Here is a 12934-nt window from a genome sequence, read left to right as displayed (position 1 = left end):
TGCTACGCAGCCGCTCCTCGCGCGGCGAAACAGCCGCCCGCGGACCCCGCCGCTCAGGCGGGGCCGCGCAGTCGTCGCACTGCGGTCGCGATCGTGTTGCGGGTAGGGCGGCCGAAGTAGGCACCCAGCGAGACGCCGGCAGCGATCGCCAACCCGACGCCGATCGCACCGCTGAGGGTGGTGGCGCCGTTAATCATGCGAGTCACATCGCCGTCCGCGCCGTACAGCTGCTGCAAACCGCGGAACACCGCCGAACCCGGCACGAACGGCACGATCCCGGCGGTGGTTAAGGCCAGCGATGGAACGTGCAGGTTACGCGCGACCAAGATCGAGAGGAAGCTAGCGGTCAGGGCACCGACGGCGCAGGACGGCGCAATCTCCAGCCCGAACCACCGCATGGTCAGGAACGCCAAGTAGGCGATCAGCGCGATACCGGTCCCCAACAGCAGGGTGCGCCCTCCGCCGTACGCCGAGAGCGTGTAGCCGACCGCGATGAGCGCCGCGCCGAGCAGCTGCTGGCCAGCGTGCGGAATCGGAGGCGGTCCGGTGGGCAGCTCGAACCCGTAGCCGATCGCGGAGGCGACGGTGAGTCCGACGGCGATGCCGAAGACGATGCCGAGGGTGAGCAGAACGACCTCGAAGATCCGCGCGCCGGCCGTCAGGTAAAAACCGTCGATAGCATCCTGTGCGGCGCCGACCACAGCCATACCCGCGAACAGCATGACGATGGCCGCGGAGACGATGATCGAGGGACGCACTTCGCCTATCCAGTCCACATTGCGGCTCAACGTGATGGCAGCCATCGCGACCATGGTGGCGACGAATGCGCCGACTGTCTGGATGAAGAAGGCCGGCAGCAGGCGCCTGCTCAACTCGTGCTGCACGATCACGACCATCGCGCCGGTGCACAAGGCCAGCACCGCGATGAACCACGATCCGCCCAGCAGCAGGCTGGCGCCCGCGCCGAGGATGCCGTTGGCGACCGTGACGATGGCGCGACGGTAGGGGTGCGGAGCGCTGGTGATCTCGTTGTACCGTCGGCGTGCTTCATCGACGTCGAGCCCGGCATCGATCTGTTCGGTGAGTTCCTCTAGCCGCTGTAGCCGGGTGTAGTCGGTGGTGCGCGCTCGCAGGACACGGCTGAGGGTGAGCGGGTCCTCGTCGATATCGCGGTGATACGAGACCGTGATGGAGGTGTACGTGATGTCTACGTGCACCGGAGTCACGCCGTACGCCTTCACGATCTGTAGTGCCGTGACCGTGCCGCTGTCCACCGACGCCCCGACAGTCAGCATCGTTTCGGCGACGCGCATTGCCAGATCGACAACACGGCGCGAATAGGTGCGCTCGAACGAATCGAATGCGCCTGTGCTGTTATCGGCGGGACCCTTGGGCCGGATCGCTACGACGGCCCGGTTCAACCAATCCATACGTCTCACGCTGATTACTTTGCCTGAACCGGTGCGGCGAGGCGAGACCCTGCAGCAGTGGTCAACCCAACGAAGCAGTCCGCGTGAGTACGCTGAAGCCAACGCGAAACCTCTGGGAGGAATGAACATGAGCGAGCGCACGGGACGGATTCTGGTGGGTGTCGATGGGTCGCCGGCATCAATCGACGCGATCAAATGGGCCGCGCAACAGGCCGAGTTGACCGGTAGCGCGCTCATCGCAGTCACCTCCTGGTCGATCCCGGCGTCGTACGGCGTCGCGTTCGGTGGCGAGGACGCTGTGGATTGGCGCGCCAACGCTGAACAGGCGCAGACCGAGGCACTGACCGAAGCTCTCGGCGAGAACGTCGGGAACGTCGAGCGCGTCATCGAGCAGGGACATCCGTCGTACGTGCTGACCGAAGCCACCAACAGCGCTGATCTGATCGTGGTCGGCTCGCGCGGGCACGGTGGGTTCGCCGGACTTGTGCTCGGATCAGTCAGCCAGCACGTCGTCTCGCATTCCGCGTGCCCGGTCGTCGTCACGCGGCACCCTAAGGAGTAGTCGCCGAAAAAATCTCAAACTCGCGATCCCCGGTATACCTGGAGTACGGCGATGTCCTCGTGTGACAACCGTGTGAGGCGGATCGGAAACCAGGTAAGGTGATGTAACCGACCCCACCTGCGCGAGAGGTCCCAGTTTGTCATTCCTGCTGCTGCTGCATCTCGTGGCGGGTCTGATTGCGCCCCTATTGGCCGCGTGGCTTGGCCGTCGCGCATTCCTGGTACTCGCCCTCGTTCCGGCGTACGCCTTTGGGTGGCTGGTGACGAAAGCGGCAACGGTCGCCGACGGCCGGGTAATCACCCAGACCGTTGAGTGGATCCCCGCGCTGGACATCCAACTCGCATTGCGAATCGGCAGCCTGCAGTGGGTTCTCGCGATGCTGGTCACCGGGGTCGGCGCGCTGATCCTGTTCTACTGCGGCTGGTACTTCCGCCCAGTAGATGCCACGGTCTGGCGGTTCGGGGCGGTATTCACGCTGTTCGCCGGCGCGATGCTCGGGCTCGTCCTCAGTGACGACCTGATCATGATGTACATCTTCTGGGAGTTGACCACGGTCTTCTCCTACTTGCTCGTCGGGCACAACCCGATTCGTTCGGCAAACCGCCGCGCCGCGATGCAGGCTCTGTTGGTCACCACCTTCGGTGGCCTAGCCATGCTCGCCGGGATCATCATGATCGGCGAACGCGCGAGCTATCGGATCAGCGATCTGCTGGCCACACCGCCGCCGATGAGCACCGAAATGACGGTCGCGGCGTTGCTGCTGCTGGTGGGCGCCCTCTCGAAGTCGGCGCAGATCCCGTTCCACTTCTGGCTACCGGGCGCGATGGCCGCACCCACACCGGTGAGCGCTTATCTGCACGCCGCCGCGATGGTCAAGGCCGGGATTTACCTGGTCGCCGTGCTCGCGCCGATTTTCGGTGAATCACCGGGCTGGCGGCCGGTTACCGTCGTCCTCGGCGGGTTCACCATGCTCGTCGGTGGCTGGCGGGCGCTGCGCCAGTACGACATCAAACTGCTGCTTGCCTACGGCACCGTCAGCCAGTTGGGCTTCTTGACCGCAATGGCCGGAATCGGCACGCAGGCGGCCGGGTTCGCGGCTGTCGCGCTGGTGGTCAGTCATGCGCTGTTCAAGTCGACCCTATTCCTGACCGTGGGCGTCATCGACCGACGTTGCGGTACCCGTGATTTGCGTGAGCTCACCGGTCTACATCGCCGAATGCCTGTGCTGTTCGGCGCCGCCGCGCTCGCCGGCATGTCGATGGCCGGCATCATCCCGCTCGCCGGCTTCGTAGCAAAAGAGTCTGCGTTTGAAGCGGTTTACGACGGCGGAGAGGTGCTCGGCGACACCGGGCGATGGCTGCTGATCATCACGTTGGTCACCGGTTCCGCGCTGACCGTCGCCTACACGCTGCGGTTCTTGTGGGGGGCGTTCGCGCCCAAAGCCGACGTCGAGCCCAACGAGATCGAGCGGATGTCGCCGGCCTTCCTGGTGGCCCCGGTAACTCTCGCTACCGCCAGCCTCGCCGTCGGGTTCCTGGGCGGACCGCTCGGTGATGTCATCACGCCGTACGCCGCGTCGATCCCGATCGGTGAACCTTCAAGCGGGCTTGCGCTGTGGCACGGCATCACTCCCGCCCTGATCATGTCGCTGATTTCGCTGACGGTCGGCGGCGTGCTGTTCTGGCAACGGAGGGCAGTCGGCCGGGCTCAGGCGAAGGTCCCGGCGCTGGTGGACGGCGAACGTAGCTACAACTTCGGCATCCGCACGCTCGAGCGGTTCGCGGTTGAGACCACCGCCATCTCGCAGCGCGGCTCACTGCCGACGTACCTGGCCACCATTTTGTGCGTGGCTGTGGCCGGTGCCGGCGTGGCGGGTCTACTGAACATGCCCGCGCTTGACCCGGTCTTGTGGGATACCCCGGCGCAGGCCGGCGTCGGTGCGGTGATGATCGCCGCTGCGATTCTGGCGATGCGGTCCTCGACCCGGCTCAAGACCGTCATCCTCGTCGGCATCACCGGTTACGGACTGTCGCTGTTGTTCCTGCTGCACGGTGCACCGGACGTCGCGCTGACCCAGATGCTGGTGGAGACCGTATCGATCGCGGTGTTCGTGCTGGTGTTGCGTCGGCTGCCGCGGGAGTTCCGTCGCCGCCCGCTGCGGGCGAGCAGGTTCTGGCGCCTGCTGCTGGCGATCGGCGTGGGGCTAACGGTGGCAATCGTGACGCTCGTTGCCACAGGAGCGCGGATCCATAACCCAATTTCGAACCTGTTCCCCGAGGCGGCCTACGAGTTCGGTCACGGCAAGAACGTCGTGAACGTGACCCTGGTCGACATTCGAGCCTGGGACACCCTCGGTGAGGTATCGGTGCTTGTCGTGGCCGCCACCGGTGTCGCCAGCCTGGTGTTCGTGCGCACCCGAAACACGCTCATCACTCGTCCCTCCAGTGAGTCGCGGGGCCGATCCACCAGTTCCGGATGGCTCCGATCGGCGACATCGGGGCAGACCGAGCGTCGCTCAGTGATGTTCGAGGTCATCACCCGGTTGCTGTTCCATACGATCGTCGCTTTCTCGTTGTATCTACTGTTCGTGGGACATAACCAACCTGGCGGCGGGTTCGCCGGCGGACTGGTGTGTGGGCTTGCGCTGCTCGTGCGGTATCTGGCCGGTGGGCGCTACGAACTCGACGCGGCCGCGCCGATCGACGCCGGTCTGTTGGTTGGTCTCGGATTGCTGGTGGTCACGGGCGCCGCGTTCGCGCCACTTGCCTTCGGGGGTGCCGTCCTGGAGTCGACCGTGATCGACTTCCACCTGCCGATCTGGGGCGATGTACACCTGGTGACGGCGTTGTTCTTCGATGTGGGCGTCTATCTGATCGTTGTCGGGCTGATCTTGGATATCGCGCGCAGCCTCGGCAGCGGCGTGGACCGACAGCATGAGGTGGTCTCGTGACACCTATCGCCGCTGATGCGCACTTGCAGCCGAACATCACCTTGATCCTGGTCGGGTCCGTTCTGGTCGCCGCAGGCGTTTACCTACTACTGGAGCGCTCGCTGACCCGTGTGCTGCTGGGCATCGTGTTGATGAGCAACGGTGTCGCCGGGCTGTACCTGGTGGTGATGGGCAAAGCCCGCGGTGCGCCGCTGCTGGGTGAGCGTCCGCCGGAAGAAATGAGCGATCCGCTACCGGAGGCGCTCGTACTGACCGCGATCGTGATTTCGCTAGCGACGGTCGCGTTCATGATGGCGCTGGCGTACCGATACTGGCGACTGACCGGCAGCGACGACGTCCCCGACGACCTTGAGGATGCGTTGATTTTGCGACTGGCCGAACGCGATCAGCCGTCCGAGTCGTACGACGCCGACGTGACCTCGACGACCGAGGCGGAGGAAGATCCCGAAGAGGCCGAGGCGCGTGAGGCGGAGGAGCGCGCGCGGACCGAGGCCGCCGCGCTGAACGCGGCGGTAGAGGCCGATGTCGGCGGTGAGTACCCGAAGGATGCCGAGGGCGACGATTCGCCCGGTGATCGCGACGATGCCGGCCCCGGCGCCGAGCCTGGTACGGATGGAGCGAGCCGATGACCATGACCTGGCTCGTGCCGATGCCGGTTCTGCTGCCCCTGTTCGGAGCCGCGCTCACCTTGGTGTTCCGCCGCTCGGTGCAACTGCAACGCATCATCAGCCTCACGGTGCTGGCGCTGACCGTCGTTGTCGCAGGCGTCCTGATGTACATCGCGGACACATCCGGCCCGCTGACCCTGTGGATCGGCGGGTGGGAGGAACCGCTCGGTATCTCGCTGGTTGCCGACCGGTTAGCGGCGTTGATGCTGATGGTGTCCTCGATCGTTACGTTTGTGGTACTGATCTTCTCAATCGGTCAGGGTGTCGCGGACGGCGATGAGGAAACGCCGCTGACGGTGTACTTCCCGACGTTCCTGGTGCTCAGCGCCGGCGTCGCGTACGCCTTCCTGGCCGGCGACCTGTTCAACCTGTTCGTCGGGTTCGAAATCCTGCTGTTTGCCTCGTACGTGCTGCTGACCCTGGGTGGTCTGGGTCCGCGGATCCGGGCCGGGACGACGTACGTCGTGGTCAGTCTGGTCTCGTCGTTCCTGTTTCTGGTGGCGATCGCCGCGGTATACGCGGCCGTCGGGACGGTCAACCTCGCTCAGCTCGCGAAACGATTACCGGAGATCGACAGCGGGGTCGCCCTGGTCCTGCAGTTACTGCTGTTGACCGTGTTCGGGATCAAGGCTGCCGTGTTCCCCATGTCCGCGTGGCTGCCGGACAGTTACCCCACCGCCCCCGCGCCGGTCACCGCGGTGTTTGCCGGGCTGCTGACGAAAGTCGGCGTGTACGCGATGATCCGTACGCAGACGCTGTTGTTCCCGGATTCACCGCTGCAGGACGTGCTGATGTGGGTCGCCTTGTTGACGATGCTGATCGGCATCCTGGGCGCGGTCAGTCAGACCGGCATCAAGCGAATCTTGTCCTTCACCCTGGTCAGCCATATTGGCTACATGCTGTTCGGCATCGCACTGGCCGATCAGGCGGGACTGTCGGGCGCCGTGTTCTATGTCGTCCACCACATCACCATTCAGACCGCACTGTTCTTGGTGACCGGACTGATCGATCGGGTCAGCGGCTCGACGTCACTCGGCGCGCTGGGTGGGCTGGCGGCAATCTCACCGGTGTTGGCGGTCTTGTTCTTCGTCGGCGCGATGAACCTCGGTGGGATCCCGCCGTTATCGGGATTCATCGCCAAGACAGGCCTGCTGCAGGCGGGTGTCGATCTCGGCACGCCGCTGGCCTACGTGCTGATCGCGGGCGCGCTCGCGACCAGTCTGCTCACGCTGTACGTGATGGCGAAAGTCTGGGGTGCTGCGTTCTGGCGCTCGCCCAGTGAGACGACGGCGTCCGCGATGGCCGCGCGGCCGGATATCGACCCGGAAGCGGCCGCCCAGCGTGAAGGGCACGAACTCGAGTTTGATGTTGAACTGGCCACCGATACCTCGCGCAGTAAAGCGTTGCCGGTGTCGATGCTGATGGCGACGGCGGCGATGACTGCGGTGAGCCTGGCGATCACCATCGGCGCCGGTCCCTTGTTCGGCTACACCGATGACGCCGCTCACGACATGATTATGCGGACGCCGTACATCGATGCCGTGCTGCCACCGGGGGTGGAGTGATGGTGCGCCCGCCGCGACTACCCCCGCGCATGAGCCGAGTCGGACTCAGTAGGCGACCGGGGTTCCAGCCGCGCACGGTCATCGCGGTCGCGCTGGTGTGGATCCTGATGTGGGACAAGCTCAGTTGGGGCAATGTGATCAATGGGTTGCTGATCGGCGTCCTGGTCACTGTGGTGTTCCCGTTGCCGTCGATCGAGTACTACGGCAGACCGAGGCCGCTGCGGGTATTCGTGCTCGTGGTCAGTTTCATGTGGTCGATAGTCGTGGCGTCGCTGCACGTCGCGGCGATGGCGCTACGGCCGACTCCGCCGCCACGTGGCTCCATCATTGAGGTCAAGTTGCGTACCCGATCGGACCTGTACTTGACTCTGGTCGCGGTGATGACAGTGCTGGTGCCGGGATCGGTCGTCATCGAGGTGCGCCGCTCGGCCGGAACGCTGTATGTGCACGACGTCGATGCCGTCGACGAAACAACGCTTGAGCAGCGGCGGGCAGCGATCCTCGATCTGGAACGACGTCTGGTGCTCGCGATCGGGACTTCCGAGGAGATCGAGCGAGTGGAAGGGGATGCCGGATGACCGTCGTACATATCGTCGCCGCCGCGATGCTGCTTGTCGCGGTACTGCTGGCAATCGTGCGGCTGCTGCGCGGGCCGTCCAACGTAGACCGGATTCTCGCCTCCGATGTCATGGTGGTGACCTTGATCGGTGGCGTCGCGCTGGCGATCACGCACTCGGACACATCCTCCGCGCTGCCGATCTTGTTAGCGCTCGCCCTGGTCGGTTTCGTCGGTGCGGTATCGGTCGCACGATTCTTGGTCGACCGGCGCGGACGGGAGCGCTGAGATGTCCTGGAGCGGGTTGTTCGACGTACTCGGCGCGATTTCGATCCTGGCCGGCGCCGCGTTGACGTTGATCGCGGGAATCGGCTTGATGCGATTCAATGCGTTGTATATGCGGATGCATGCTGCCACGAAGCCCCAAACGCTAGGGTTGCTGCTGATCTTGGTCGGGCTCGCGTTGACACTGCGCAGTTGGGCGGCGTTCGGCACGCTGGTGTTGGTCGCGATAGCGCAAGCGTTGACGGCACCGGTGTCGGCGCACATGCTCAGTCGTGCGGCGTACCGCGAAGGTTTGGTACGCCCGGCCCAGTTCGAGTTCGACGAGCTGGACGATGCGTTGCGTCGCGGTGGTCGGCGCTGATTCTCGGCCTCGTCGCGTCTACTGACCAGAGGTCGACCCGAGGTTGCCTCTCGACGGCCGTCCAGGCACCGACGGCGTCGGGTATGGACCATTCCTGGAATGCCGTGTGATCGGGTGCCGCCGCGTCCTCGGAGAGTACGTCGATTGCAGCCAGGTCGTCCAATGACGCGTTCCCGCATTTGATCCACGCCTCCTTGCGCACCCATAGCCGCAGGAACGCGCGATGCGGGTCGGGTTGCGCTCGTACCCAGGCTTGTTCGGCCGCACTCAGTGCCGCCTCAACCACGTCCTGTCTGCCGTGCTCGTCGATCGTCTCCACGTCGATGCCGATTGGCGCCATAGCCGCGGCGGCGGCCACGTGGTGCCGGCTGTGGCTGAGACTGATCTGGAGGTCTGGGTGGCCGCTGACCAGCGGTACGCCGTGCCCGGGCTCGACGCCGCAGGTCGGGCATACCTGTGAAATACGGATGTCTGCGAGCCGGAGACCGGTCAGTTCGGCCACACAGCGGCGTACCAGGACGTGCGCGGCGACGTAGGCGGCGCGGTCGGTTGCGCGGACCAGGCGGTCGCGGCGCCCGAGTTCGTACGCCGTTAGCAGCCCGGCGTCGGCGTGCCGGTCAACGGGTTCGAAGCGGACCACGGGGTCGGTCATCTAGTGCTCCGGGAGTTGGCGGCTGCGATCCGGTCGGCGACGAGCTGGGCAACGCGGTCGGCGGTGGGGGGACGCAGCAGTTCGCCGTGCGTGACCGGCAAGTCAACGAGCTCGAGACTACCGACGTACTTGCGCCACCCGTCCGGGTCGATGAAAGTCTCCGGGCGCGGTGCTGCTGCTCGCACGAGGGTTACCGGCGCATCGTACGTATCGTGTTCGGAGCCGCGCACGATTGCGCTGGCCTGTACGACCGAGGCGATGCAGCCCTTGATAGCCACCTCGGGCAGCGCGCCGATCGCGCTACCGCTGTCTCTCAGCAATCTAAGAGTCTGAGCACGATCGAGTTCACCTTCCGGGGGTTCGACACCGCCGAGTCGCAGAATCCCAACCAGAGCCTCGCTTTCGGTCGGTTCGCTGAGGTGTCGCCACTGATCCGACGGGTACGCGTCGAGCAAGACCACGGCGCCGACCTGCTGACCGTCCGCGGCGGCCAGCGCGGCAACCTCCTGCGCGGCCATTCCGCCCAGCGACCAGCCACCGATATGGAACGGTCCGTCGTCGACGAGGCGACGGATGACGTTGAGTTGACGGCGCGCGAGTTCGCGCAAGTCGCCTGCGGGTTCGGGAGCTCCGTCGAGCAGCCCAGGGGCCTGGATCGTGTGGACGGGTAACACCGGCGGCAACGACCGCAACAGACTGACGTAACACCACCCGAGACCGCCGGCTGGTGGCAGCAGGAACAGCGGTGTCTGATCGGGTGAGCCGGAGCGCAGGGTCAGTAGTTCGGCCGTCGTCGATGCCGTCGCGGAATCTCCGGCGATCAACTTCGCCAGTTCTGCGGCGCTTGGATGGGCGAAGATGTCCGCGAGGTCCAGCACTGTGCCGAACTCCTGCTCAATGCCGGACAACACCCGCAGCACCCGTAGCGAATCACCGCCGAGCGAGAAGAAGTCCGCTTCAACCTCGATCGAGGCCGTTCCGAGAACGTCGGCGAACACCGCGCACACCCGTTGCTCAATGAGGTCGCGTGGGCCGCTGCGCTGCTGACGTCGTACGCGGCGCACCGCAGCAGTCTCGGCCAGCCTGCGACGGTCGGTCTTACCGCTGCTGCTGAGCGGGATCGACTCGACCGCGACCAGGTGATGCGGCTGCAGTGAAGCTGGCAGCGCTGCGGCGAACGCGGCCGCGAGCGCCGACTGTGCCTCGTCGGTTGCGCGGCACCGAGGCGTCGTGCCCGGCGGCTGCGGTATCAGGCTCGGCACGAACCAGACCACGAGTTCGTCGTTCACCAGTCCTGCCGCTGCGCCCGCTACGTCATCGACGGCGCTGGCGATCGCCTCGATCTCGCCGAGTTCGAGGCGTTGGCCGCGGAGTTTCACCTGGTCATCGGCTCGGCCGAGGTAGCTGAGCGCGCCGTCGCTGCGCCAGGCGGCGACATCGCCGGTGCGGTAGAGCCGTCCGCCGTGAAACGGGTTGTCGATGAAGCGTTCGGCGGTGAGGTCATCGCGCCCGGCGTACCCGTCAGCGAGTTGAATGCCGCCGAGCCATAACTCGCCCGCTACCCCAATCGGGACCGGAACGCGCTGGGCGTCCAGGACGTAGCACGTCGTGTTCCAAATAGGACGCCCAATCGGGACGGTATCGTCCTCGGGTGCGCAATCCCAGGCGGTGACATCGATGGCGGCCTCGGTCGGACCGTAGAGATTGGTCGGCGGTACGCCGAACGCCCTCGCGGCATCGCGGGCCAGCTCGGCGGTGAGCGCTTCACCGCTGGTGACCAGATGTCTCAGCTGGGCATCGGAGACTCGGTTACGGCTTGTCGCATCGGCGAGGAATGCGCGCAGCATCGACGGTACGAAGTGTGCAGTTGTGACGTTCTGGGTCGCGATCAGGTCGGCGATCGCGCGTGGGTCGCGATGCGATCCGGGTGCCGCGATCACGATCGCGGCGCCCACTTGCAGGGGCCAGAAGAGTTCCCAGATCGATACGTCGAACGATATCGGCGTCTTGTGCAGCACCCGATCCCCCGTCCGCAGGGGCAAATGGTGCTGCATCCACGCAAGCCGGTTGTCGATCGCGCGATGGCTGATTACGACGCCCTTCGGGCGGCCTGTGGAGCCCGACGTGAACAGCACATACGCAGCCGCGTCCACTGCGGCGCCATCGTCGCCTTCGTTTGCCGACCGGCTGGATGTAGGCGCCCCACCCGCATCGTGTGCGATAAGGGTGGGGCAATCATCGTCGCCCAGCAATGCGGTCGCTGACGAATCCGCAAGTATGTCAGCTATCCGCTGTTGCGGAAGATCTACGTCGACTGGAAGATAAACCGCCCCGGACAGCACCACGCCGTAGATGCCCTCGAAAAGGGCAATCCCGCGTTCGCGAGCGACTCCAACTACGTCGCCGGCGCGCACGCCCGCGGCCCGAAGGCGCGTAGCCACGCTGGACGCCGACTGTAGAAGTTCGCTATAGGTGCGTTCTTGGTCGTCGCAGATGAGCGCGACCGCATCCGGCGTTCGGTGCGCTTGAGCCAGGAAGCGATCCCGCAACGTCGCTTCCACCCGCGGGTGAGCGGTTCGGTTGAATTCCTCGACGATCAGGTGCCGCTCGCTTGAATTCAGCAGATCTAACTCTTGGAGTTGATCGTCAAGTCTGGCACTGGCCAGTGTGAGGATCCAGGAACGTAGCCTGCCCAGGTGGAGTTCGAGATCCTCGATCGTATACAAGTCAGGGTTTGCGTCCAACTCGAGGCGGACGTTCCCGCCGCGTCCTGGGGCGCCGCGGACGCCGAGGGTCATATCTTCGACGGGCCCCGCTGTCAGGTTGCGTACGACGCCGTGGACCGCTGACGCGCCATACCGCAGCTCGATCTCCAACGTGAAAGGGATCAGGTTCAACTGCAGGCCGAACAATTGCGCTGACTGGTCGCGCCGATGCAAACGCCGCGCGAGGTCTTCCTGCCGGGTGAACCCGAACGCGCGGACCTCCTGTTGCTCGTCGCGCGCGCTCTGTAAGGCATGCGCGAGTGTGCCGCAGCCTGGAATCGTGATCGGCAGGACATTCATCGCGGTGCACACCGTGCGCGCCGAAATCAAGGTGCCGGTTCCGGCGGCGACACGATTCATCATCGGAGTGCCGAGGCGAGCCTCGGAGGCGGCGCCGATCCGCGCCACATAGCTACCGACCGCGACCGTGAGTAAATCTGCCCAGGTGCTGCCGAGGCGGCGTGCCCCAACGGTGAGGGTACGCTGCTCGTCCGCGGCGAGATCGAGCACGCGCCGCAGCGCGCGCGGCGCTGCGGGAGCCTGACGACCAGCGAGGGCGGTCACACCGTGCATCTTGGTGATCCGCGCATCCCAGAACGCCGCGGCCGCGGCCGCGTCGACGGCGCGTTCAGGGTCGGCGGCAACAACGGATCGCAGTGGTATCGGCGTTCTTGTATCTGCACCGTTATACAGCTCAGCTACGCGGGTGATCAACTGCTGAGCGCCGTACCCGTCCAGTACCAGGTGGTGCGCCGCGTGATACCACCAGCACGGGCCCTCGGATTCGGCGAGCAGAGCAGTGCGTGTGACGTCCCCAGTGAGCGGGTTCATCGGCCGCGCCAGGTCGGTGCGCATCCACTCAAGCGCGGCGGTTTCGCCGGCGACGGCTACCACCTGCAGGGGCCGCAGCGGCGGTGCGTGCACCCGCTGCTGGGGCCCGTGCGCTCCGAGCCGGAAGGTCGTCCGCAGCTGTTCGAACTCGGCGTAGGCAGCCTCGATGGAGGCACACAATCGAGTGGCGTCGATGGGACCGTCGAACTCGACGTACTCGGCGGTGGAGTACGCCGGATTCTCCGGCGCTAATGCGTGCGCGAAGAAGAGGCCCCGTTGCGCAGAGGTCAGATCGAACCAAGTCACCCT

At 65.5% G+C, this 12934-nt stretch carries 10 protein-coding genes; 7 read left to right on the top strand and 3 right to left on the bottom strand.

The genetic code is table 11. The features are described from left to right. Positions 1 to 53: 53 nt before the first annotated feature. Positions 54 to 1430 carry a threonine/serine exporter family protein gene (locus E1H16_RS03610; RefSeq protein ID WP_166741604.1) on the bottom strand — a complete coding sequence of 459 codons (1377 nt, stop codon included), beginning with the start codon at positions 1428 to 1430 and terminating at the stop codon, positions 54 to 56. A gap of 127 nt (positions 1431 to 1557) precedes the next feature. Between E1H16_RS03610 and E1H16_RS03605 the strand changes: the two genes are divergently transcribed. From E1H16_RS03605 to mnhG, 7 genes are all read left to right on the top strand, one after another. Beyond that, positions 1558 to 1992 (top strand): universal stress protein, encoded by a 435-nt coding sequence (locus E1H16_RS03605; RefSeq protein ID WP_208378817.1) that lies wholly within the window; start codon positions 1558 to 1560, stop codon positions 1990 to 1992. Positions 1993 to 2128: 136 nt separating this feature from the next. After that, positions 2129 to 4942, top strand: a complete 2814-nt coding sequence (locus E1H16_RS03600) for a Na+/H+ antiporter subunit A (protein WP_134322286.1) — start codon at positions 2129 to 2131, stop codon at positions 4940 to 4942. Continuing rightward, positions 4939 to 5571 carry a Na(+)/H(+) antiporter subunit C gene (locus E1H16_RS03595; RefSeq protein WP_243837619.1) on the top strand — a complete coding sequence of 211 codons (633 nt, stop codon included), beginning with the start codon at positions 4939 to 4941 and terminating at the stop codon, positions 5569 to 5571. Before E1H16_RS03600 ends, E1H16_RS03595 begins: the two co-directional genes overlap by 4 nt. Then, positions 5568 to 7175, top strand: coding sequence for a Na+/H+ antiporter subunit D (locus E1H16_RS03590; RefSeq protein WP_243837617.1), 1608 nt, complete (start codon positions 5568 to 5570; stop codon positions 7173 to 7175). The genes E1H16_RS03595 and E1H16_RS03590 overlap by 4 nt, the downstream gene beginning before the upstream one ends. A 29-nt stretch (positions 7176 to 7204) precedes the next feature. Next, entirely contained in the window at positions 7205 to 7753 is a 549-nt protein-coding gene (locus E1H16_RS03585; protein WP_166741603.1) for a Na+/H+ antiporter subunit E, read from the top strand. Further along, positions 7750 to 8019, top strand: a complete 270-nt coding sequence (locus E1H16_RS03580) for an MrpF/PhaF family protein (protein ID WP_134322284.1) — start codon at positions 7750 to 7752, stop codon at positions 8017 to 8019. Before E1H16_RS03585 ends, E1H16_RS03580 begins: the two co-directional genes overlap by 4 nt. A gap of 1 nt (position 8020) precedes the next feature. Further along, entirely contained in the window at positions 8021 to 8377 is a 357-nt protein-coding gene (gene mnhG / locus E1H16_RS03575) for a monovalent cation/H(+) antiporter subunit G (protein WP_134322283.1), read from the top strand. On the opposite strand, the gene E1H16_RS03570 is transcribed toward mnhG, so the two are convergent. Both E1H16_RS03570 and E1H16_RS03565 read right to left on the bottom strand, forming a co-directional pair. Continuing rightward, complete coding sequence (locus E1H16_RS03570; protein ID WP_134322282.1) at positions 8283 to 9029, bottom strand: 4'-phosphopantetheinyl transferase family protein; 747 nt, start codon at positions 9027 to 9029, stop codon at positions 8283 to 8285. The two genes, mnhG and E1H16_RS03570, sit on opposite strands and share 95 nt — an antisense overlap. Further along, positions 9026 to 12931, bottom strand: coding sequence for a non-ribosomal peptide synthetase (locus E1H16_RS03565; protein ID WP_134322281.1), 3906 nt, complete (start codon positions 12929 to 12931; stop codon positions 9026 to 9028). The genes E1H16_RS03570 and E1H16_RS03565 overlap by 4 nt, the downstream gene beginning before the upstream one ends. Positions 12932 to 12934 lie beyond the last annotated feature (3 nt).

Origin of the sequence: Cumulibacter soli, assembly GCF_004382795.1 — a bacterium.
Classification (GTDB): domain Bacteria; phylum Actinomycetota; class Actinomycetes; order Mycobacteriales; family Antricoccaceae; genus Cumulibacter; species Cumulibacter soli.
The sequence above is the reverse complement of the archived record's forward strand: the minus strand, read 5'-3'. Positions and strand labels throughout refer to the sequence as shown.

What these genes read in the sequence shown, in the direction of transcription:
- mnhG (WP_134322283.1), top strand. Translation starts at nt 8,021, where the DNA reads ATGTCCTGGAGCGGGTTGTTCGACGTACTCGGCGCGATTTCGATCCTG.
- E1H16_RS03570 (WP_134322282.1), bottom strand. Translation starts at nt 9,029, where the DNA reads ATGACCGACCCCGTGGTCCGCTTCGAACCCGTTGACCGGCACGCCGAC.
- E1H16_RS03610 (WP_166741604.1), bottom strand. Translation starts at nt 1,430, where the DNA reads ATGGATTGGTTGAACCGGGCCGTCGTAGCGATCCGGCCCAAGGGTCCC.
- E1H16_RS03580 (WP_134322284.1), top strand. Translation starts at nt 7,750, where the DNA reads ATGACCGTCGTACATATCGTCGCCGCCGCGATGCTGCTTGTCGCGGTA.
- E1H16_RS03585 (WP_166741603.1), top strand. Translation starts at nt 7,205, where the DNA reads ATGAGCCGAGTCGGACTCAGTAGGCGACCGGGGTTCCAGCCGCGCACG.
- E1H16_RS03590 (WP_243837617.1), top strand. Translation starts at nt 5,568, where the DNA reads ATGACCATGACCTGGCTCGTGCCGATGCCGGTTCTGCTGCCCCTGTTC.
- E1H16_RS03605 (WP_208378817.1), top strand. Translation starts at nt 1,558, where the DNA reads ATGAGCGAGCGCACGGGACGGATTCTGGTGGGTGTCGATGGGTCGCCG.